19 protein-coding genes and 2 pseudogenes are annotated in these 19978 nt (G+C 61.8%); 10 read left to right on the forward strand and 11 right to left on the reverse strand.

Features of this window, described 5'->3' with window-relative positions:
- Window positions 1–130: 130 nt before the first annotated feature.
- Window positions 131–874 (reverse strand): 2OG-Fe(II) oxygenase, encoded by a 744-nt coding sequence (locus NMG70_RS17075; protein WP_254025629.1) that lies wholly within the window; start codon window positions 872–874, stop codon window positions 131–133.
- Between the two features lie 245 nt (window positions 875–1119).
- On the opposite strand from NMG70_RS17075, the gene NMG70_RS17080 reads away from it, so the two are divergent.
- The 5 genes and pseudogenes from NMG70_RS17080 to NMG70_RS17095 all read left to right on the forward strand — a co-directional run bounded on the left by NMG70_RS17080 (window position 1120) and on the right by NMG70_RS17095 (window position 3775).
- Complete coding sequence (locus NMG70_RS17080) at window positions 1120–1782, forward strand: putative pterin-binding protein (RefSeq protein WP_254025630.1); 663 nt, start codon at window positions 1120–1122, stop codon at window positions 1780–1782.
- Between the two features lie 21 nt (window positions 1783–1803).
- On the forward strand, window positions 1804–2280 hold the full coding sequence (locus NMG70_RS17085; protein WP_254025631.1) for a hypothetical protein: 477 nt from the start codon (window positions 1804–1806) through the stop codon (window positions 2278–2280).
- A gap of 21 nt (window positions 2281–2301) precedes the next feature.
- Window positions 2302–2451: a hypothetical protein gene (locus NMG70_RS17090; RefSeq protein WP_254025632.1), complete on the forward strand. Its 150-nt coding sequence runs from the start codon at window positions 2302–2304 to the stop codon at window positions 2449–2451.
- Between the two features lie 57 nt (window positions 2452–2508).
- Window positions 2509–2863: pseudogene (locus NMG70_RS32985) on the forward strand (GGDEF domain-containing protein); the annotation flags it as partial.
- A 93-nt stretch (window positions 2864–2956) separates the two neighbouring features.
- Window positions 2957–3775 carry a putative bifunctional diguanylate cyclase/phosphodiesterase gene (locus tag NMG70_RS17095; protein WP_367185548.1) on the forward strand — a complete coding sequence of 273 codons (819 nt, stop codon included), beginning with the start codon at window positions 2957–2959 and terminating at the stop codon, window positions 3773–3775.
- A gap of 267 nt (window positions 3776–4042) precedes the next feature.
- Here the strand turns inward: NMG70_RS17095 and NMG70_RS17100 are convergent, their stop codons facing one another.
- A complete protein-coding gene (locus tag NMG70_RS17100) occupies window positions 4043–4309 on the reverse strand; it encodes a hypothetical protein (RefSeq protein ID WP_254025633.1) in 267 nt (88 codons plus the stop codon).
- A 151-nt stretch (window positions 4310–4460) separates the two neighbouring features.
- Here NMG70_RS17100 and NMG70_RS17105 point away from each other — a divergent pair, with 151 nt between their 5' ends.
- The 5 genes from NMG70_RS17105 (at window position 4461) to NMG70_RS17125 (ending at window position 9455) form a co-directional block, all read left to right on the forward strand.
- A complete protein-coding gene (locus NMG70_RS17105) occupies window positions 4461–5396 on the forward strand; it encodes a hypothetical protein (protein ID WP_254025634.1) in 936 nt (311 codons plus the stop codon).
- Window positions 5397–5606: 210 nt separating this feature from the next.
- Window positions 5607–6467: an FAD binding domain-containing protein gene (locus NMG70_RS17110; protein WP_254025635.1), complete on the forward strand. Its 861-nt coding sequence runs from the start codon at window positions 5607–5609 to the stop codon at window positions 6465–6467.
- A complete protein-coding gene (locus tag NMG70_RS17115) occupies window positions 6467–6943 on the forward strand; it encodes a (2Fe-2S)-binding protein (protein WP_254017289.1) in 477 nt (158 codons plus the stop codon). Before NMG70_RS17110 ends, NMG70_RS17115 begins: the two co-directional genes overlap by 1 nt.
- Before the next feature lie 2 nt (window positions 6944–6945).
- Window positions 6946–9222, forward strand: coding sequence for a xanthine dehydrogenase family protein molybdopterin-binding subunit (locus NMG70_RS17120; RefSeq protein ID WP_254025636.1), 2277 nt, complete (start codon window positions 6946–6948; stop codon window positions 9220–9222).
- Window positions 9210–9455 (forward strand): MoaD/ThiS family protein, encoded by a 246-nt coding sequence (locus NMG70_RS17125; RefSeq protein WP_254025637.1) that lies wholly within the window; start codon window positions 9210–9212, stop codon window positions 9453–9455. The genes NMG70_RS17120 and NMG70_RS17125 overlap by 13 nt, the downstream gene beginning before the upstream one ends.
- A 111-nt stretch (window positions 9456–9566) precedes the next feature.
- Here the strand turns inward: NMG70_RS17125 and NMG70_RS17130 are convergent, their stop codons facing one another.
- From NMG70_RS17130 to NMG70_RS17170, 9 genes and pseudogenes are all read right to left on the reverse strand, one after another.
- Entirely contained in the window at window positions 9567–11339 is a 1773-nt protein-coding gene (locus NMG70_RS17130) for an adenylate/guanylate cyclase domain-containing protein (RefSeq protein WP_254025638.1), read from the reverse strand.
- A 773-nt stretch (window positions 11340–12112) separates the two neighbouring features.
- The gene (locus tag NMG70_RS17135) at window positions 12113–13348 is read right to left on the reverse strand and encodes an SAM-dependent methyltransferase (RefSeq protein ID WP_254025639.1); all 1236 of its coding nucleotides are present in this window, start codon (window positions 13346–13348) and stop codon (window positions 12113–12115) included.
- Between the two features lie 339 nt (window positions 13349–13687).
- A pseudogene (locus NMG70_RS17140) lies at window positions 13688–14107 on the reverse strand (DOPA 4,5-dioxygenase family protein).
- A 130-nt stretch (window positions 14108–14237) separates the two neighbouring features.
- Window positions 14238–15794, reverse strand: coding sequence for a serine hydrolase (locus tag NMG70_RS17145; RefSeq protein ID WP_436798408.1), 1557 nt, complete (start codon window positions 15792–15794; stop codon window positions 14238–14240).
- Between the two features lie 132 nt (window positions 15795–15926).
- The gene (locus tag NMG70_RS17150) at window positions 15927–16685 is read right to left on the reverse strand and encodes an ABC transporter permease (protein WP_254017278.1); all 759 of its coding nucleotides are present in this window, start codon (window positions 16683–16685) and stop codon (window positions 15927–15929) included.
- Entirely contained in the window at window positions 16682–17458 is a 777-nt protein-coding gene (locus NMG70_RS17155; protein ID WP_436798409.1) for an ABC transporter ATP-binding protein, read from the reverse strand. The genes NMG70_RS17150 and NMG70_RS17155 overlap by 4 nt, the downstream gene beginning before the upstream one ends.
- Window positions 17458–18504: an ABC transporter substrate-binding protein gene (locus tag NMG70_RS17160; RefSeq protein ID WP_254025641.1), complete on the reverse strand. Its 1047-nt coding sequence runs from the start codon at window positions 18502–18504 to the stop codon at window positions 17458–17460. The genes NMG70_RS17155 and NMG70_RS17160 overlap by 1 nt, the downstream gene beginning before the upstream one ends.
- A gap of 67 nt (window positions 18505–18571) precedes the next feature.
- Window positions 18572–19009: a VOC family protein gene (locus NMG70_RS17165; RefSeq protein WP_023799114.1), complete on the reverse strand. Its 438-nt coding sequence runs from the start codon at window positions 19007–19009 to the stop codon at window positions 18572–18574.
- A 2-nt stretch (window positions 19010–19011) separates the two neighbouring features.
- Window positions 19012–19743 carry a FadR/GntR family transcriptional regulator gene (locus NMG70_RS17170; RefSeq protein ID WP_254025642.1) on the reverse strand — a complete coding sequence of 244 codons (732 nt, stop codon included), beginning with the start codon at window positions 19741–19743 and terminating at the stop codon, window positions 19012–19014.
- Window positions 19744–19978: the final 235 nt, after the last annotated feature.

Raw genomic sequence — 19978 nt, forward strand, 5'->3', positions numbered from 1 at the left:
ATGATGTGTGAATCCGATAGGTCTCTATACGGGGAGAAGTGTCCGGCAGGGCGATGAGGGGGCGGCGCCGACTCCGACAACTGCCCCCCTTGGCACGAAGTTGCTCGTCGCCTCCACGCAGGGAACACCTTCACTTCGCGTCGTGAAAAATGATGCCGACGGTGTGGCGCAGGCCGGAGCGAAGCCGGCTGACGCCGTGCCTGAGATTGACGCGGTAGCTGCCTTTGCTGCCCTGCACCGGACGACTGTGGACCGCGAAGGCGACGGCGTCGCCCTGACGCAGCGGCACCACCTCGGCGCGGCTCTGCATGCGCGGGCGCTGTTCGGTCAGCACGAACTCGCCGCCGGTGAAATCCTTATCGGGTTCGGACAGCAGGATTGCCACCTGCAGCGGGAAGGCAAGATCGCCGTAGAGATCCTGATGCAAGCAGTTGAAGTCGCCGGGCCCGTATTGCAGCAGGAGCGGCGTCGGCCGCGTCTGGCCCTGGTCGTGGCATTGCTTGAGGAACGCGGCGTGTTCGTCCGGGTAGCGCTGCGCGATGTCCATGCGCTGGTTCCAGTCGTTGGCGACGGCGGCGAGGCGCTGATAGAGCGCGGTGCGCAAGCCGCCAATCAGCTCGGGCAAGGGATAGCGGAAATAGCGGTACTCGCCCTTGCCGAAGCCGTGCCGCGCCATGTGGACATGGCTGCGGAAATGGCTTTCGTCAGGATAGAGTCCGGCGATCTCCCGGCATTCTTGCGGTGTCAGCAGCTTTTCCATCACGGCGCAGCCATAGCCGCTCATCTCCTCGGCCAGTGCCTGCCAATCATATCCGGCGACGCGCGCTTCCGCCGATCGGACCGCTGCCTTCGAACCTATCGAATGAATGGTCATGGCCTTGCCTCCTCTGGCTTCAAACGCTTGTGCCATCAGATGGGTGAGACAGCGCGTGCAAACCACCCGTTTCATGCCAATGGATGTTGTGGCGGAGAACGGGGCGTTGAAGCTGCCGATCTCCCCCCTTGCGGGGGAGATTCGCCAATCGCCATTGAGAGAGGGGGAGCCGCGCTCTTCGAAGACCACCTCTCCGGCCCGGTCGCCTCTGGGAGACAAGGCAGAAGCCGCCGCGACAAAAACCGTTGCGCGTCTCTCCCCGTTCGTCGGCCGAACAAGAGCTAACGGAAAAATTAGACATTCTTGGCAATGTTAACCCCGCCTGCCCGAATGAAGGTGAGGCGACGGCTGGCCCATCGAGAAGAAAAGGATTGCGCATGTCATCCTTGCTCAACACGGGATTTTCATCGCTTAGGCGCAGTCTGATCATGGTGGCAGTCTTGGCGCTTGGCGTCCTGCCGGCCAGGGCGTTGGAGCCCGCTGACCTCCCGGAATCGCCAGACACTGTGGCCTTCAATGTTAAAAACAACGGCAAGTCGGTCCCAGTCACGTTGCGACAGCTGGAAAAGCTTGGTCTCTACCGGGTCACCACCCCAAGTCCATTTGAAAAGGGGCAGCTTACATTTGAGGGCGTCCTGTTCCGCGATGTGCTCAAGCTCGTTGGATTGGAAGGCGAGGATTCCGTTGTTCTGCGGGCGGTGGACGAATATGTGCAGATAATTCCGCGCGAAGATTGGACGGAAGGTCCTCTCCTGCTTGCCACCCGCCAGAACGGAAAATTGCTGACCCGGCGCACGCAAGGTCCGACCCGGCTGGTCTATCCGCTCAACGACCACCCGGCCTTCGATACGCCGATCCACAAACCACGGTGGGTCTGGCTGATCAAGACGCTCGAGCCTGGCGACTGATCGAGCTCCGGCGTGGCTCGAATGGCACGCTTTGGATCGAGAGGCTGGCGCGTTCCCGTCACCTACGGGACCGCCATTGCGGCTGCAGCAGCCAGTTCTACGGTCCTGATCACCGTATTGTTTCTCAGCCTCAGCAAGATCGAATATTCGTTGCCGCGGTTCGGCTTTTTCGCCATCCGCGAGTTCCACATTGCAATACGCGATGTGACCCACCTCAGGGACATGACCTCGCTCGCCCAGGCCGCCCCCGGCTCTGCAGACAGCCTTGAGCAGTTATCGGCGGCGAACGACCTGGTCTACATCCGTTTCAAGCGGATCGACGGCACCGGGACAGCGAGCGAGATTCCCGCCTACGCAGGTATCGTTCCGCGTGTCGTTGACGCGGTGACGCGGCTTGATGCCATGATTGCGGCCGGGCCGCCCCTCGACGAAAATCTATTGAAGGAAATGGGGCTGGAACTCGAGTATCTCGTAGCGAGGATGAACGACGAATATTAAAAATATGGAGATGAGATCAACGTGGATCTCTATTCGGCGGAAAAAAGCCTGAAGAGATTCAATTACCAGATTGCATTCGCACTGGCGGTCTTGTCGCTGCTGGCGATCGGAACTGCGGTATTGCTTATCGGCCGTCGGGAAACGATAAGGAAACTGGAGTTTCTGGCCTAGCGCGACGCGACGACGGAATTGAAGAACCGTGCCTGGATGTCAGCCAACAGGGATGTGATGCTGGACCGGGCAAGGCTGGCCGGCAAGCAACTCCGACTTTTCCTGATAGATTTGGATCATTTCAAGAGCGTGAACGATACGTTCGGTCATCACGTCGGTGATGCTGCTGAAAGCCGTCGCCGAAATCCTGCAGTCGGTCGAACGGCCGGACGAAGTGGTCGCCATCCGTCTGGGCGGCGACGAGTTTGCCGTCATGGCGATCGGGGACCGGCGCGCGGCAGCCGATGCTCTCGGAAATCGGCTTCGCGAGCAATTGAACCGGTTTGCCGAACTCGCGGGGCACCACGTGCGTATGGGAGCCAGTATCGGCATGGCATGTTTCCCCGAACATGGTTCGGATATTTCCACGCTGTTGCGCAACGCAGATAGCGCTCTTTATGTCGCCAAAGCGGAAGGACGCTCTGGCTTCGTGACGTTCTCGCCTGCAATCCTCAATCAGTTCGATATGCAGCTCGGCGAAGAAGCTGGGATCAAGCGTGCGCTTAACTGCGACGAGTTCTTTCTGGTTTGGCAACCGCAGTTCGAGCTGGCAACCGGCCGCATGATCGGCGCCGAGGCGCTCGTGCGCTGGCGCGACCCCGCTTCGGGCGCGATTCGTCTGCCGATGTCATTTATTCCAGTTGCCGAACGAAGCGACCTGATACTGGAAGTCGACAAGGTTGTGCTGAGCAAGGCTTGCCTGCAGGCAGCTCGATGGGCGCCTGTTTCTGCCGATGATTTCGTTTGCTCGGTCAATCTTTCGGGCAAAAGCCTTCAGAACGATGCGTACTTCGCGCACCTTGTTCTGGTGCTGCAACAAACAGGATTGCCGCCCTCCCGCCTGCAACTGGAAATAACGGAAGGGGTGCTTATCCAGAACAGCCGAAGCGCCTTGAACATGCTGACGGAAATTCGAAATATCGGCGTCGGTCTGGCACTCGACGATTTTGGATCCGGCTATTCAAGTTTCGGCTACCTTGCCGATTTCAACCTCGATCGGCTGAAGATCGACCGATCGTTCTTGAGCGGTCTGGAAGGGTCGAAGAAAAAACAGAACATTGTTAGCGGCATTATAGCGCTGGCCAATTCCCTCGGCTTGACCGTTCTGGCAGAGGGGGTGGAAAATGAAGCGCAGCTTGATTTCCTGATCGCCGAGCGTTGTCACAGCGCTCAAGGATTTTTCATGTCACAGCCCATCGAAGAAAATCTGCTGACGAACCACCTGGCCGCGAGGCAAGGCAGGATGAAAGATACGGACAAGTTCAGGCTGGGCATTTCTGCGTAGTACTACAGTTGCAGATGGGAGCATTTGCATCCAGGTCGGATCGCCTGGCGTCGCAGGAATGCGGATGAAACCAAATAGATTGCGCGGGATTCCCAATTCAATTCGAACGCACCCCGCTCTGCTCTAGAACGAAGTGGGCTTTGAGCAGTTGCATCGACGGCTCTTGCGGCTGCCGCGCCCGTCGCAAACCGCCGTTCGACTAGATCGACGTGCGAAACGAAATGTCGAACGAGCAGCTCCGCCCTGAATTGCGTCAGACGCGCAATCCTATGCGAACAGGCCGACTGCTCGATCGTAAAAATGGTCGAGGGCGCAGCGCCTGGCGGCAATCCGGGCGGCTTGAAGCAATTCCTCGCGACCCGAGGCGCCGTCCTTGTAGGTTGCGATGACCACGCGCGCGATCATTTCGGCGTCCTCGTTGTCGAGTTCCGCCTCGCCGGACCGCAAAGTTTCCCGAACCACATCCCTCAAGAGATCCAGTTCAATGGTTGAAAAGACGCCCATTTGGGGCGCGGATATGCACTCCACTGCCATCTGAATTCCTCCCTCCGTGACGATATCAAAGACGCGAGAGATTACAACTAAAGTATTAGGCGAGCACGCGCTTCGGATCGCCCGTAGGCGTTGAAACGGAATGGTATTAGGCTGCGCGGTCTGGGGCTTCAGGGACGCGGCAAAGGAAAGAATGGATTTCAGTTCAGGGCAAGGCTATTTCCTCATCGGCGGCCTCATCCTGGTCGGTGCCGGGCTGCTGATCCTTTCGCTGATCGTCAATGTTCGTGTGGCACACAGCGTGCGCCACGACATGCGCCATCGTGAAAAGCTGCTGGAATACTATCGAAACATCTTTTCTCAGCTTGGGGTGATCCTGATCGGAATTGGCGTTTCCCTGTTCATCTTCTTTTTTCAGCAGAATTATCAGGACCAGCGCAAACGCGAAACGGAGCTCCAGCTGGTTCTCGCCAAACTGGCCGCGCGCATTGCTCGCGGCGCCGCCGTCGTCGAATACCTTGGCGAATTCGATGCGCTGCTGGATGATGGCGGGCCCTATATAAGCCCGGAACTCGGTGGAACGAATGACGCGATCAGCGCGCACGGGGCGGAACTCGGCAAGCAGGTCGCGGAGATCCTTTTGGTTGAGCGCGATGTTGAGGTTCAAGGGTTCGAGATCCTGAACCTATCGCGCGATTTCGAAGCATCGTTCGTCGTCAACGAACTCGATCCCGCGCTGTGGTTCAACATCGTCCGGGATGAGAGCGAGATCCAATATGCCACCACTCAGCTCGCCCTCGACTACAAAGACCTGCAGGATGCGATCGGCGGCGAGCCGATCGCGGTTGCGATCGCAAATCCTGAAAAGGAGGCAAAGATCAAGCAGGAGGTGCTCGACATCCTTTATGATGCTGACCTCTTGCGCCAGCGCAGCAGAAGACTTCTCGGCCGTGCGTGCTGGCTTTTCAGCAAGGGGCGCAGCTTCGTCAAGCTTGGACCGGTCGACGAGATCGAGGCCGATGCCAGGTCGCACCAGGAATGGATCGATCGGTCGAAACGCTTCCTGACGCGGTTGAAGTCGGGAAGCGGCGATTGTTTCAAATTGCTCCAGTTCAACCCGGCGCCCTGAATTGAGAACGCGCCGGCAAAAGGCCCGCCGCCCCGCCGCTCCAGGACTCAGACTCAGCAGCTGGCTGCCGCCGCTGGCCGATATGGCGGTGGAATGTTGCCATTTGTCTTGCGGCGCCTGGCCCAATCGCTGCTCATGCAGAACCGGATGACCATTCCGATCCAAGGCTCTATAACAGGCCGACAGAATTGCGATGATCAAGGGGAGACGATGCGCTACATACGTCCGCTTTCAATGGAAGATGCCGTCGGCCAGTTGGCCAGTTCGCCTGGCACCGCCGCCATTCTCGCCGGAGGCAGCGACCTCCTGGTGAGAATGAAAGGCGGCTTTATCGAGCCCGACCTGATCGTCGACATCAAGGCGATCGACGGACTGGGCGAAATCAGGGAAACGGCGGAGGGCTTCATCATCGGTGCTGCGGTCTCCTGCGCCCTGATGGGAGAGAGCGCGGCCTTGAAGAGGGAATGGCCGGGCGTGGTCGAAGCGGCCAAGCTGATCGGCTCCAAGCAGGTACAGGGACGCTGCACCATCGTCGGCAATCTTTGCAACGCCTCGCCGGCAGCCGACAGCGTGCCGGCGCTGGTAGCCGCCGGCGCCATGGCATTGATAGCCGGGCCAGGAGGCAGGCGCACCGCCGCGGTAGAGGCAGTGCCGACCGGGCCGGGCAAGACGTCGCTCGCCAAGGGCGAGATCATCGAGGCGATCCTGCTCGACAGGCGCGCGCCGCGCTCCGGCGATGCCTATCTGCGTTTCATTCCACGCACGGAGATGGACATCGCCGTGGTCAGCGCCGGGGTGAACCTGACGCTCGATGAACAAGGTGTCGTCAAATCGGCCCGCGTGGCACTAGGCGCCGTGGCGCCGACGGTGCTGCTGGTGGAAGAGGCGGCCGAGGCCCTGATCGGCAGGAAACTGGACGAAGCAGCACTTGAGCGGCTCGCCAAGGTCTGCTCGGGGGCCTGCCGCCCCATCGACGACAAGCGGGGCACCGTCGAATTCAGAAGAAAAGTTGCGGGTGTGCTGGCCAGGCGGGCCGCCACGACCGCCTATGCGCGAGCAGGAGGCAAATGATGGCTGGTGTAGCAGTTTCAACGACAATCAACGGCGACAATGTCGAGTACCTTTGCCAGCCGGACGAGACGCTGCTCGACGTGCTGCGCGACCGCCTCGGGCTGACCGGCGCCAAGGAAGGCTGCGGCACCGGCGACTGCGGCGCCTGCAGCATCATCCTCGACGACCGGCTGGTGTGCTCATGCCTGGTGCTTGGCGCGGAGGCCGAAGGCCGGCGCGTCGAAACCATCGAGGGCATGGCGCATGGCGACAGGCTGCATCCGCTGCAGCAGAAGTTCCTCGAGCACGCAGCGCTGCAATGCGGCGTCTGCACGCCGGGCTTCCTGATCGCGGCCAAGGACCTGTTGGCCAAGAACCCCGACCCGACCGAGGAGGAAATCCGCTTCGGCCTCGCTGGGAACCTCTGCCGCTGTACCGGCTATGACAAGATCGTGCGCGCCGTCCAGGACGCGGCAAGTGTGATGAAGGGAGCATGACGATGAACTTCGATCCGCGCTATTCCGGACGCAATTTCACCTCCGTCGGCACGCGTCCCCTCCGCCCCGACGGCGTCGACAAGGTCACGGGCCGCGCGCGCTATGGCGCGGACTTCAATATGGCCGGCCAACTGGTCGGGCGTGTTCTGAGAAGCCCGCACGCGCACGCCACGATCAGGAGAATCGACACCTCGAAGGCGGAGAAGCTCGCCGGCGTGAAGGCGGTGATCACCGCGGCCGACCTGCCCGACCTCACCGACGGCGATGCTGCCATGTACGACATCCTCGATAACTGCATGGCGCGCGAGAAGGCGCTCTATGACGGTCATGCCGTGGCCGCAGTCGCAGCGGTCGATGCTCGGACGGCGAGGCAGGCGCTGAAGCTGATCGAGGTCGACTATGAGGTGCTGCCGCACGTGACCGATGTCGACGAGGCGATGAAGCACACGGCACCGCTGCTCAACGACGCCATCTTTACCGAGGGCCTCGAGGAAAAGCCCGCCAAGCCGTCCAACGTCACCAAACGCACCCAGTTTGGCCATGGCGACATCCATGAAGGTTTCGGCCGGGCCGACTTCGTCGTCGAACGCTCCTTCAAGACCGAGCAGACGCACCAGGGCTATATCGAGCCGCATGCCTGCGTGGCCAATGTCAGCTCCGACGGCACCGCCGACCTCTGGGTCTGCACGCAAGGCCATTTCGTCTATCGCCAGCATTGCGCCCAACTGCTTGGCATGGAAGCCTCGAAGCTGCGCGTCACCTCGTCGGAGATCGGCGGCGGTTTCGGCGGCAAGACGCATGTCTGGGCCGAGCCGGTGGCGCTGGCGCTGTCGCGCAAGGCCGGACGGCCGGTGAAGCTGGTGATGACGCGCGACGAGGTGTTTCGCGCCTCCGGCCCGACCAGCGCCACCTCGATCGACGTCAGAATCGGCGCCCGCAAGGACGGCACGATCACCGCGGCCGAGGCGACGCTGCGCTATTCCTGCGGCCCTTATGCCGGCATGTGGGCTGAGATCGGCGCCATGACGGCGTTCGCCTGCTATCGGCTCGAGAACGTCAGGACGGTTGGCTACGAAGTTCTGGTCAACCGGCCGAAGACGGCGGCCTATCGCGCGCCGTCGGCGCCGATGGCGGCGTTTGCGGTGGAAAGCGCGATCGACGAGCTGGCCAAGGAGATCGGCATGGATCCGGTCGAGTTCCGGATCAGGAACGCCGCCCAGGAAGGCACCAGATCGTCCTACGGCCCGGTATACGGCCCGATCGGCATCGGCCCGACGCTGGAAGCGGCGAAGAACCATCCGCACATGAAGGCGCCGCTGGGCAAGAACCAGGGCCGCGGCATGGCTTGCGGCTTCTGGTTCAACTTCGGCGGCCAGACCTGCACCGACCTCAACATCGGCATGGACGGCTCGGTCTCGCTTGCCGTCGGTACGGTCGATGTGGGTGGTTCCCGCGCGTCGCTGTCGCTGGTGGCGGCGGAGGAGCTCGGCATCGCCTATGAGCAGGTCAAGGCGGTGGTGGCCGACACCTCCAGCCTCGGCTACAACGACATGACGGACGGCAGCCGCGGCACCTTCTCCTCCTCGATGGCAACGATCTCGGCCGCCCGCAACGCCATCAAGATCCTGCGCGAACGCGCCGCCCAGATGTGGGACATTCCCATCGACGACGTAGTCTGGGAAAAAGGCCACGCCATCGCCAAAGGCGAGAAGTACGGCAACCTTGCGGCGCTGTCCCTAAGGGAGATCGCGGCCGCGTCAGGCAAGACGGGCGGACCGATCGCCGGCCACAGCGAGCTCGTAGCCGATGGCGCCGGCGTCTCCTTCGCCACCCATATCTGCGATATCGAGGTCGATCCGGAGACGGGCGCGACCCGGGTCCTGCGCTACACAGTCGTGCAAGATGCCGGCAAGGCGGTGCACCCGACCTATGTCGAGGGGCAGTACCAGGGGGGTGCTGCGCAAGGCATCGGCTGGGCGCTCAACGAAGAGTACGTCTACGGCAAGGACGGGCGGCTGCAGAACCCCGGCTTCCTCGACTACCGCATCCCGGTCTGCTCCGACCTGCCGATGATCGACACACAGATCCTGGAGATCCCCAATCCCAACCATCCTTATGGGGTGCGTGGCGTCGGCGAGACCTCGATCGTGCCGCCGCTGGCGGCGATCGCCAATGCGGTGTCGAACGCCGCGGGCGTGCGGATGACGCATATCCCGATGTCGCCGCCGCGGATTCTCGCGGCGATCGAGGCGGAACGGGGAGGCCGATGGTCGAAGTAACGCTCTGGGGATCGCTCGGCGCAATCGCCGGAGGCAAGAGCAAGGTCGAGATCGAGGCGAAGGATATTCGGGAGCTGTTCAGGAAGCTCGCTGAGCAGTATCCCGGCTTCGAGCCCTTGATCGAGAAGGGCATCGCGGTGGCCATTGACGGGACGATTTATCGGGATACGTGGTCGAAGGAGCTGCCGCAGGGGGCGGAGATTTTCCTGCTGCCGCGGTTGGCTGGGGGGTGATGGGGACCTGCCTCCACCCTCGCCTAGCATCAAGGTCTCGAACGTCGTTGATGGGGCCGAAACCAGACTGGCAGCTCGTGTTTGCCAAAGGCAGGGAAGCGGACATCAAGCTTAGAGCCTAGCCTTGCGCGGCACACCATTCGGATTGGGAGCCAAATCCGGTCTGTCTTTCGTCTCGACATTAAAGACGCGAATGAGCCCGTCGAGGCCCTTGAGTTGGCGAGTGCCGAGGTCGACGATCGGTATTTTGTCATGCAGATGGCGCGCTACGGAATAATCGATGAGGATTTGTCGATCCTCAGCGGACGAACACAGCCGCGACGCTAGGTTAACGACATTGCCGATCGCGGTGTAGTCAACGCGGGCTTCGTAACCAATGCGACCCACCGTTGCCCACCCCATCGCAAGCCCCATGCCGAAGCCAATCTGATAGCCACGCTGCCGCCACCCAGATATGAGTCCTTGAACTGCTTCCTGCATGTCGACAGCCATTTTTAGGGCATGAAGCGCCGGCTCTTCACATGGAACCGGGGCGTTGACGAGAATCATCAATCCATCCGCCGAAAAACTGGTCAGCGTCACCTCATACCGGGTGATGATCGCGCCGAGCGCCGCGTAGTACTCACGTAAGAGCTGCATGATGTCCTCAGGCGCAGCGTGCGCCGAAAATGCGGTGAAGCCACGCAAATCGCAAAAAACAGCGACCACTTCCGCGCGCTGCCCGGCGAGTATTCTCTCGTCGCCGGCCTTTTCTACGAGCTCCGCCACCTGGGGTGCCAGGAAGCGCTTCAAACGCGTCATTCGCTCAGCGCGGTCCCGCGATATGGCGAGTTCCTCCGCCATTTCGTTGAACCGCGCAGCCAGCCGCTCGAGTTCGTCTCCAGTGACAATGTTGATCCGATGATCGAATTGCCCGGCACCGATCTTGAGGGCGCCTTCTTCCAGCAATCGGATGGGTCCGCTCATCCGTCTGGCAAGCCAATAGGCGAGTACCGCCGCAAGGACTGTGGCGGCGAGGAACAACCCGCCGGTCCGCCACAATGAAGCGTATAGGGGTGCAAAAGCCTCCGCCTGCGACTGCTCGACAAATACCGTCCACCCGGCCGCGGCAACGGGCGCGCTAGCGGTCACAACGCGTTCATTCTCAGCGTTGCGGTTTGCAATCGCAGTGCCGCCCGCGGCGGCGATCGCATCCCGCAATCCGCGTAGCGCCAAAGCTGCTTTCTCGTCGGCGCCCTGCATCACTTTGCTGATCGCGGGGTGAGCGATGAGATGACCGGTCTGGTCGACGACAAGTGCCTGGCCGCTGCGGCCCACGCGGATTTCGGAAACGATGAGCCAGATGGGCTTCAGACTGATTTCGGCGATGATCGTGTTTTCTAGGACTGTATCGTCGTAATTCGCCATCGCCATGGTTACCGACGGTTCGGAACCCTGGCGATAAATGACTGGGCCGTACCAGACCTTCGCCGTCCTGGCGCCCACGACAGCGGGATCGCCCGAGCGGTCCGCCCCGCCTTCCGTCCTGTTCGAGCCCGTGCGAGAGACGTGCAGCCGTTCCGCGCCGGCGCCGTCGACGAAACTGATGCTGAGAATTCCCGGGACCTGGTGCATCACGCGCAGGAAAAGAAGCCGAAGCTGTTTCACGCCGGCATTGGCCGACACGTCCTCGGGGATCGTGGAGCCGAGCGGAATCTTGATGCCGTCAAGAAAGCTCTCAATTTTGTCAGCCGCCGATGTTGCCTCGGACCGCAGCAGGGCACTGAGGATCGCACGCTGGTCGACATAGCTGAACCACATGTCGCTGATGCCACTCGCAGCCATCGGAAAAACGACCGCCGCGAACAAAACCAGAAAGTATTTCCGGAATAGCGATCGACGCATGGGAGCGGCTTTGGCCCCACAAAAGCGACCGACGAGACGTCGGACAATTCAATGGAGAAAGATACTCGAAGTTCCGTCCAATTGGTATGGGTGGGGGCGTCCACCACTCATATGTCTCCACCACTCATATGTCTCCACCACGCTAGGTCCGTTCGTTTCGTTTGAACACAAAGCTGTCAGCGGTCTGTGGAGCTTCGTCCACTTTCGGCGTGGATATGGCCGGGCCGTATGCGGACCGGAAGCTTCAGGAAAAAACGCCTCCTAGGCGGAGGGTCCGCATGCCGCCGTGTCCGGACAGTCGGCAATTAGGCGGCGAGTGACCGAATTGTGACAATCTTGCCGAGGACGAACGTCTAACCTAAACCCCATCCAGGACCTTAACCAAATTGGCGCGACTGTTTGGGACCGGGCGTAGTTGCGACATTGCCCCATCCGGACGTGTGAGCAATCCCGTGGGCAAACCGTGATGCATGTTTTTTTCGTTCGGTTGCTGCGATGATTGTGGTGTCCAGCGTGGCAGGTTGCACCAGCATTTCCTACTACGCACAATCCTTGAAGGGTCACGTGGAGATCATGGCGGCGCGCCAGCGTCGAAGAACGGCTGACATGCGGCGCAAAGCTGTCATTCGTGGCCGGCCGCTTTGATCTGCGGACTTGTCTATTGGTTGCACTGGCGCTTCCGTCGGACGAAGATTGACCGGCGGGATGATGTCATCCGAGTCCTGCAGGGCGAGCTAACAAGCGGACCGGGCCTACTGGTGTAGATAGCGAAACTACGCACTCGTCTGCATCGAGCTCAGTAGGCGTCGCTCTTCTTCGACAATATAATCGCGGATGATCGGGACATCGTCACGGCGAGTCGAGATCAGTATCTGGAAGACAAAATTTGAACCGTTTAGGAAGCCGAGTTCGGCCGACGCCAGATAGAAATCCCACATACGGCAGAATCGTTCGCCCATCATGGCGACTGCCTCCTCGCGCCTGGCCTCATAACCGAGACGCCAATCGTGGATCGTCCAGTAATAGTGCAGCCGCAAATTTTCGCAGTCGGCGCACCAGATCCCCGTGCGCTCCAACGAGGCAAACACCTCTGACAAAGCCGGCACATACCCACCTGGAAAGATATGCTTGCGGATGAACGGCGCCGTCGTACCAGGCGGTGACATGCGTCCGATCGCATGAACCAATGCGAAGCCGCCCTCCTTCAACAATCTACCAATGATCGTGAAATAGCTGTCGAAATGAACGACGCCCACGTGCTCCATCATTCCGATCGAGACAACACGATCGAACTGTCCGCTGACCTCGCGATAGTCGACCTCGCGAAAATCGATCTGATGAGCGACCCCGGCCTCGATCGCTCGAAGCCGAGACGCCGCCAATTGCTCCGACGAAACGTTGATCGCCGTGACCTTCACATCGCAATACTTGGCGAGATAGATGGCGAGAGCGCCCCAGCCTGAGCCGATTTCCATCACATGCATGCCCGGCTCTAGCTTGAGCTTCGCGGCAATGTGGCGATGCTTGTCCATCTGCGCTTGCTGCAGACTGTTGTCCGGTGCCGTGTAATAGGCGCACGAATAGGTCATTGTCTCGTCGAGCCATAGCTCATAAAATTTCGTCGGGATGTCGTAGTGATGCTGAACGTTTTTGGCGGCGAGACCGAGCTTGTTGTTCTGCTGGCGCCGGCGCAACGCACGCCAGACTTTCCGCAACGCCTTCTGAACAGGGTGGGCTGCCAACCCAGTGCGGTTGACGGAAAAGAGTGACAAGAGGTCAAGTGCTTTGCCACCGTTCTCGATCACCAAGCGGCCATCCATGTAGGCTTCGGCCGCCTTCAGTTCCGGATTGAAGAAGATCTCGCGTTCGACCGCTTTGTCGGTTAGGCGGATCGTCACGTCGGGCCCATCCTGTCCACTGCCGAAGGCTTGCCTGAAACCGTCCTCGAATATGACAGTCAGGCGCCCGTTTTTTACAAAACGGGAGAGCAGATTTGGCAGCAGACGCATTGTGGCTCGTTTTCTCCTCACTTGCCCCGTAAGTATGACTACCTGGTGTCGGTACATCAATACCGATCTGGGGGCGGAGAGGGATCGGACTTCATAAGTCTCCTCCCAATGCCGAAGCAGCGACCCATCCGGGCAGCCTGCCCCACGATCAGAAATGTCTGCTTCTGGCGCAATAAGATGTCCAGGGTGGTCGCCAGCAGCGTCTGCTATCCGGCAATCGCAAAGATCGCCTCAAGGGCCGACATGGGGCGCAAAGCGGCCGGTCATGCCCGCCTGAACTGCACTGCAGGCACACGCGATTTCCGACGCCGAACCTCACATGCCGAACGGCGCCCCTCCCTACGCCCCCAGCGTCGGCTCAGTATTTACCTCCAGCGCCTCTTCCGCCTCGTCCTCCTCGCCAAGCACCTCGCCCTTCACCGCTAGCGCTTGCCCGATCCAGATCTGGTCGACCAGATGGTCGCGCTTGGGGTTGGTGGTGTTCGGGTGGACGAGGATGCTCAGTCCGCCAGGTTCAGCATCAGCCATGGAACGAGGGTGGCGAAAATCTCGCTCGCGAACGAGACCTGGTACATGGCTTGCGCGTGCGGGCCGACCGGCTGATCGCGCCAGTTGCCCAGGCGCACGCGGAAACGTTCGCCGATGCGCAGGCGCAGCCATTCGGCATGCTGCCGCTCGGCCTGCCCGTCATAGTAGATATGCGCGTGATAGCTGGCAATTTCCGAAACCCGGCCTTGGACTGGCGGCGTCTTCGTTCACCTCAGTGCTCTCCTTCGACGACTATGGCGTCCGGCAGACCCGAAGTATGGAAGGTCGGCCCTGTCGAGGCAGTGTTGATACCGCCTCTTCCAGGGGGATAACTGGGACAACCGTCTCACGACCCTTGACCCTAGTCACCCACGCGCGCCAGCGTGCCCAGATGATTGCCGTCGAGAAATTCTATCGTCATAGCCGACGCCTTGCCGTCGGGACCGATGACGAAGCTTACGCCAGACGGCACGTCCGGCGTCTCGGCGTCCGGGAAGGTAAGGAACAGGTCGCCGTCGAAATGCTTCAATGAATAGGACCGGGCGCCGGCCGGCCCGACCTTGAGCACAAGAGCGTCCCCCGCGCTCGACACGACCGCATCGCCGATGAAGTCGTTGGAGTAACGGCCTGCATAGGCACTGTTCAGCCCGGCCGGCCTTGCCGGAGACGGCGGCGCGGCATAGGTGGCCTTGGCCGCCGCGATTGCCGGGCCGAACAGGCTCGCAAAGGTATCGTCCCATGCCTTGATCCAGTCCTTCTCGACCGTTCCGTCAAAGGCGAGATCAGCGAAGCTCTCGGACAACCCTTCCGGCACGCCTGTCGAAAAGGCGTTAGCGACGATGACGATGCCAAGCTTCTCCTCCGGAAAAAGTGTCACCAGGGTGCGGGCGCCGACGCTGAACGCGCCGGCATGACCCCAGCTTAGACCGTGCCGGCCGAATTCGATGTTCCAGCCGAGGCCGTAGAAGGACTCGCCGCCGGAGACGGGGTTCTTGCCGCGCGCCATCAGCGGAACATGCGTCTGGTCCAGCGCGTCGGCTTTAATGAGTGTCTCGCCGGCAAAAACCCCATTGCCGAGCACGAGGCGCACCCATTGCGAGAGATCGCGTGCCGTGGAGCTGACGCCGCCTGCGGGCGCCTGCGCATCCGGGTTGCGCTTTACCTTCGCGGCCCAGACGCCGTCGACCTTGACGTGGAGCGCGGCGCGATTGGCGTGCTTGATGAAGTCCGCATGACGGGAGCTGGTCGAGGTCATTCCAAGCGGACGATAGAGCTTCTCCTCGGCAATCTCCTCCCAGGGCTTGCCCGTCGGCCTCGCAGCCGCGACGGCACCCTCGGTCAGTCCGAAATTGCTGTAGGAGTAGCCGGCACGAAAGCTCGATGATGGCGACACGAACCGCAGACGGCGCAGGATCTCCGCGCGGTCGTAGCCAATGTCCTCGAGGTCGTCTCCGGCGGTGCCCGGAAGTCCGCTGCGGTGCGAAAACAGGTCGCGAACCGTGAGTTCGCTGGTCGGATAGGGCTCGGAAAGCCGGAAGGCCGGATCGAGGTCGTCGATTTTCGCATCCCAGGAAACAATCTCGTCGCTGACCAGCGCCGCCACGATCGTTGCCGAGACCGGCTTGGACAGGGAGGCGATCTGGAACACCGTGTCGGCGTCGACGGCCTCCGGCTTGCCGGCCTCGCGATGCCCGAACCCCTTGAGGAAGACAACCTTGTCGTCATGGACGACCCCGATGGCGAGACCGGGCACCCCACCATCCGCGACGACGCCTTCAGCGAGCGCCTCGAGCTTCGACAGGGCCGCAGTGATCCGGTCGGGCGTAATGGTGTCGGCCGACGCCGCATGCGGCGAAAGCACCAAGACGGCTATGAAGGCCCGCATCCCCCAACGGCGGAAATTCCGACCCAGGCCCACGCTCGAGCTCCCCCTGTCCCCTGTAAGCACTGGTCATAGTACAGGCCGACACAGGAAAGGCCAATCCTCGCCTGCGCGTTGAAGCGAAGTCTGCTGCGCAACCTCAAGCGGCCATCCTTGAGAGCCAGCCGGTCAACGGTATCGAACCGACCATCGCTCAGCGGCGACGACCGTCATGAAGAACCCTATCGACAACAGCGACGAGAGCACGATAGCGGCGTAGAGCCGGTCGGACTGATAGTTGAAGGTCGCCTGGATGATCAGCGCGCCGAGACCCTTGTCGGAGCCGATCCATTCGCCGACGATCGCACCGATCACCGCGGTCGCCGAGGCGATCCGCAGCGAAGCGAAAAGCATTGGCAGCGCACGCGGCAGGCGCAGGCGCCAGAATATTTCCCAGCGCGTCGCCGACAGCACGCGGAACAGCTCGTGCTCGCTGGGGCTCGCCGATTCCAGCCCCCGGATCATGTTGATGAGCGTTGGGAAGAAACAGATCACCGCCGCGATCACGATCTTGGGCAGCATGCCGAGGCCGAAGATGAGGATGACGACCGGGGCCAGCGCCAGCACCGGGATCGTATTGAAGAACAGCACGACCGGAAAATAGGCCGCCTGCAGTGTACGGCTGTGCACGAAGACCACCGCCAGCAGCACTGCGGCGAGGTTGCCGAGCACGAAGCCGGAAAACGCCTCAATGGCCGTCGGCCAGAGGTTCGACAGGAGAAGCGATCCGTTCCGGGAAAACACGCCCGCTATCGCGGTCGGCGTTGGAACGATGTATGCCGGCACGCCGGCGAGCGGCAGCAGGAATTGCCATGCGAGAATAAGCGAGCCGGCGCCGAGGATCGGCAGCGCAGTCTGTGCGAACGGCGAAAGCGCGCCCTGGTTCACGACGCCGCTCCAAGGGCGGAGCGCATCCTGGCCATTGCCGCGACGATCGCCGGATCCTCGCGCGAGCATCTGTTGTCCGGCCCCTTCAGCGGACGAAGGTCGTGGTCGGCGACGATCCGTCCGGGGTGCGCTGCAAGCACGATCACCCGCTGCCCGAGATAGACGGCTTCGGCAATGGAATGCGTGACGAACAGCACGGTCGTTCCGGTCCGCCGCCAAAGGCTCAGCAGTTCGTCGTTGAGGCGATCGCGGGTGATCTCGTCAAGCGCACCAAACGGCTCGTCCATCAGAAGCAGACGTGGCTCGCCAAGCAGCGCCCGGGCGATCGCCAGCCTTTGGCGCTGTCCGCCGGAAAGCTGATGCGGCAGGCGCTTGCTGAGCGCCGACAGCCCGACGAGTTCGAGCAGCTCGTCGGCCCGGTCGTCTATCATGCGCGACAGGCTGCGGCGGCCGACCTGGATCGGCAGCCGCACATTCTCGCGCGCCGTGCGCCACGGCAAAAGGGTCGAGTCCTGGAAGACAAAACCCACGCCGCGACCGGAGCGCACCGCCGACGGCGTTTCGCCCATCACGCGTATCGTGCCTTTGAGTGGCGCCAGCAGATCGGCGACAACCCGCAGAAACGTCGACTTTCCGCAGCCCGAAGGCCCGAGGATCGACAGGAACGTGCCGGCCTCGACCGTCAGGTCGAGACCGGAGATCACCGTCACGGCCGAGCGTCGGCCGGTATAGCCGAGGTCGAGCCCGGAGGTTTCGATGGCCGGCGCGGCCATCAAGCGGCGGGCGCGCCGAGCTTCGGCCGTTCAGCCGCAGTGAGTTCGAGAACCTTCATCGTATGGACGTCCTCGGCCTTCGGCCTGCCGTTCGGATACTGGCCAATCTGGTCAAGCAGTGCGATCTGGCTCTCGATCGAGGCAGGATCGAAGGTCCCCCATCCATCCGTTTTCGTGTTGTCGTCGAACGACAGTTTCAACACCAGGGGGATCGTCTTCTTTTCCCAGCCCGCGTCGATCTCGGGATAGGCCGCGACAAGCTTGTCGACCGCCTGCTCGGGATTGGCGTGGACCCAGCCCCACCCCTTGGCGACCGCGCCGATGAATTTTGCCAGGGTCTCGGAATCGGATTCGATGGCGCTGTCGGTCGCGAAATAGACATTGGCATAGGACGCCAGGCCGAGCTCCGACAGCAGCAGATCGATCCGATCATCACCGACGACGCTGAGCGCCTGCGTGTTGGTGATCCAGCCGCCGATCGCATCGACGTCGCCACGAACGAGCGGCGCCTTATCGAACCCGACATTGACGATGGTGACCTCGGAAGGGTCGATCTTGTTCTTGGCGAGCATCGCGTCGATGGCGAAGCGCGCGGTCGGCTGCGTGCCGATCCGCATGCCCTTCAGGTCCGCCACCGACCGGATCGGCTTCGCCGGTTTCGACGTCAGCGCATAGGGTCCGGTGCGATAGCCGCAGGCGATGATCTTTATCGGAACGCCGTTCGCCCGCGCGGCATAAAGCTGAGGCGATTCGGAGAATTGGCCGAGCTGAGCTGCACCAGACACCACCGGCGGCACGGTGGCGGCGTTCGGACCGCCGGGGCTGAACTCGACTTCAAGCCCGGCCTCTTTGAAATAGCCATTGGCGACAGCTGCGACGTCGCCGATCTGGCCATTCGACATCAGCCAGTCATACTGGACGACGAGCTTGGCGGCTGCCGAGGCGCTGGCGCCAAACAGCTGAAGTCCCGGCCCGAAAGCCGCCAGGCCGGCGGCGCCGGCCTTCAGGATCGATCTGCGATTCCACTGCGATGTGTTCCCACTCATCCTCTTGCTCCTTTGTTGGACTGTTTGCATGCGGCGCGGCCCTTCTTGCGAGGCCGTCGCGATCGGATCAGACTTGCGTGTCGTGATAGTCGCCGGGTCCCGCGCCGGTCCAGGCATAGAGTTCCCACAGCGTCCCGTCCGGATCGTGGAAGTAGGCGCAGCGCGCGTTCCAGACATAGTCGCCGGGCGGCCCGACGAACGGCACGCCCTTGTCCGACAGTTCGGCGTAGAGCCGGTCGACCTCGCCGGCGCTTTCGAGTTCCATGGCGACACATGCCTTGTGCGCCTGCTTGGGTGAGCGGACATTCGAGACGCCGCAGTGGCGATTGATGTGGTCCAGCTGCCATGCGGCGAGCGTCACGCGCTCGGAATGAAAATCGACAAAGCCCTCGGCGCGGCGTCTGATCCGGTAGCCGAGTTTCTGGGTGTAGAAGTCGATGGTGCGGTCGATATCCTCTACAAGCAGGCAGATATCGGTGATTGCCTTGGTCTGGCCGAGCGACATGGTCATTTGCCCCGATTGAGCTTCGCGGTGAGTTCGACGCCCACGCGCGCTGCGGCGCCCTCGATGTGCCGGCGCATCGCTTCGCCGGCGGCCTGCGGATCATGCGCGGCGAGCGCGTCGTAAATCCGCACGTGCTCGGCGACGTTGACCTCGACCAGGTCGTGGAGCGGGTTGGTGAGGCGGGCATAGTGGATCGACTGGCGGATCTGCTCGCAGACGAACGAAATGAAGGTGTAGATGTAACTATTGCCGGTGGCCCGGGCGATCGCCCGATGGAAAAGCAGATCGGCCTCGATGCTGCCATCCTCCCAGCGCTCCTCGCCACCCATGCGGTCCAGCGCAGCCTTGATGGCGTCAAGATCGTCGGATGCGCAGCGCGCTGCGGCGAACGTGGCGGATTCGGTCTCCAGGATGCTGCGCAGCTCGAACAGCTGCTCCATGTTGCGCTGGTCTTTCAGCGCTTCGCGGTCGATCCGGATGGCTGTCCGCTGTTCCGGCGCCATGACGAATGCGCCTATGCCCTGACGCGCCTCGATCATGCCGTCGGCGCGAAGCTGGGCAATCGCTTCCCTGACAACATTGCGGCTGACGCCGAACTTGTCGGCGAGCTGGCTTTCGGTAGGAAGCCGGGCTCCGGGGATGATGTCGCCGCCCTCGATCTCGCGGCTCAGATGCGACGCGACGCGATGTGGAAGCGCCTCCACGCTGCCGATGATGGACGAACGCTGCTTCATGCGGCTTTCCCCTACAAATCGCCCGGCTCAGGCATGAGACATGTCGGATTGAACAGGTCTGCCGGATCGAAGGCTGCCTTGATCGATCGCGATATGAAGCTGCCGCTCCCGCATGGAGTCCGATCATACGGTCATCCTACAACTGCGCAAGTTCCATTCGTCCTGGTGGGCCATCATCGCTTCGGCGCCGAAATCCGCCTACCCCGCCGGAGCCGGTGTTTAATGTGGCCGCTTG

The organism is Mesorhizobium ventifaucium (genome assembly GCF_935822925.1).
Classification (GTDB): Bacteria; Pseudomonadota; Alphaproteobacteria; order Rhizobiales; family Rhizobiaceae; genus Mesorhizobium; species Mesorhizobium ventifaucium.

Excerpts from the sequence above, each read along its gene's own strand:
- NMG70_RS17160 (WP_254025641.1), bottom strand. The coding sequence starts at position 18,504 with ATGAGTGGGAACACATCGCAGTGGAATCGCAGATCGATCCTGAAGGCC.
- NMG70_RS17110 (WP_254025635.1), top strand. The coding sequence starts at position 5,607 with ATGCGCTACATACGTCCGCTTTCAATGGAAGATGCCGTCGGCCAGTTG.
- NMG70_RS17155 (WP_436798409.1), bottom strand. The coding sequence starts at position 17,458 with ATGGCCGCGCCGGCCATCGAAACCTCCGGGCTCGACCTCGGCTATACC.
- NMG70_RS17105 (WP_254025634.1), top strand. The coding sequence starts at position 4,461 with ATGGATTTCAGTTCAGGGCAAGGCTATTTCCTCATCGGCGGCCTCATC.
- NMG70_RS17115 (WP_254017289.1), top strand. The coding sequence starts at position 6,467 with ATGGCTGGTGTAGCAGTTTCAACGACAATCAACGGCGACAATGTCGAG.
- NMG70_RS17130 (WP_254025638.1), bottom strand. The coding sequence starts at position 11,339 with ATGCGTCGATCGCTATTCCGGAAATACTTTCTGGTTTTGTTCGCGGCG.
- NMG70_RS17120 (WP_254025636.1), top strand. The coding sequence starts at position 6,946 with ATGAACTTCGATCCGCGCTATTCCGGACGCAATTTCACCTCCGTCGGC.
- NMG70_RS17125 (WP_254025637.1), top strand. The coding sequence starts at position 9,210 with ATGGTCGAAGTAACGCTCTGGGGATCGCTCGGCGCAATCGCCGGAGGC.
- NMG70_RS17095 (WP_367185548.1), top strand. The coding sequence starts at position 2,957 with ATGCAGCTCGGCGAAGAAGCTGGGATCAAGCGTGCGCTTAACTGCGAC.
- NMG70_RS17075 (WP_254025629.1), bottom strand. The coding sequence starts at position 874 with ATGACCATTCATTCGATAGGTTCGAAGGCAGCGGTCCGATCGGCGGAA.
- NMG70_RS17165 (WP_023799114.1), bottom strand. The coding sequence starts at position 19,009 with ATGTCGCTCGGCCAGACCAAGGCAATCACCGATATCTGCCTGCTTGTA.
- NMG70_RS17170 (WP_254025642.1), bottom strand. The coding sequence starts at position 19,743 with ATGAAGCAGCGTTCGTCCATCATCGGCAGCGTGGAGGCGCTTCCACAT.
- NMG70_RS17135 (WP_254025639.1), bottom strand. The coding sequence starts at position 13,348 with ATGCGTCTGCTGCCAAATCTGCTCTCCCGTTTTGTAAAAAACGGGCGC.
- NMG70_RS17100 (WP_254025633.1), bottom strand. The coding sequence starts at position 4,309 with ATGGCAGTGGAGTGCATATCCGCGCCCCAAATGGGCGTCTTTTCAACC.
- NMG70_RS17085 (WP_254025631.1), top strand. The coding sequence starts at position 1,804 with ATGGCACGCTTTGGATCGAGAGGCTGGCGCGTTCCCGTCACCTACGGG.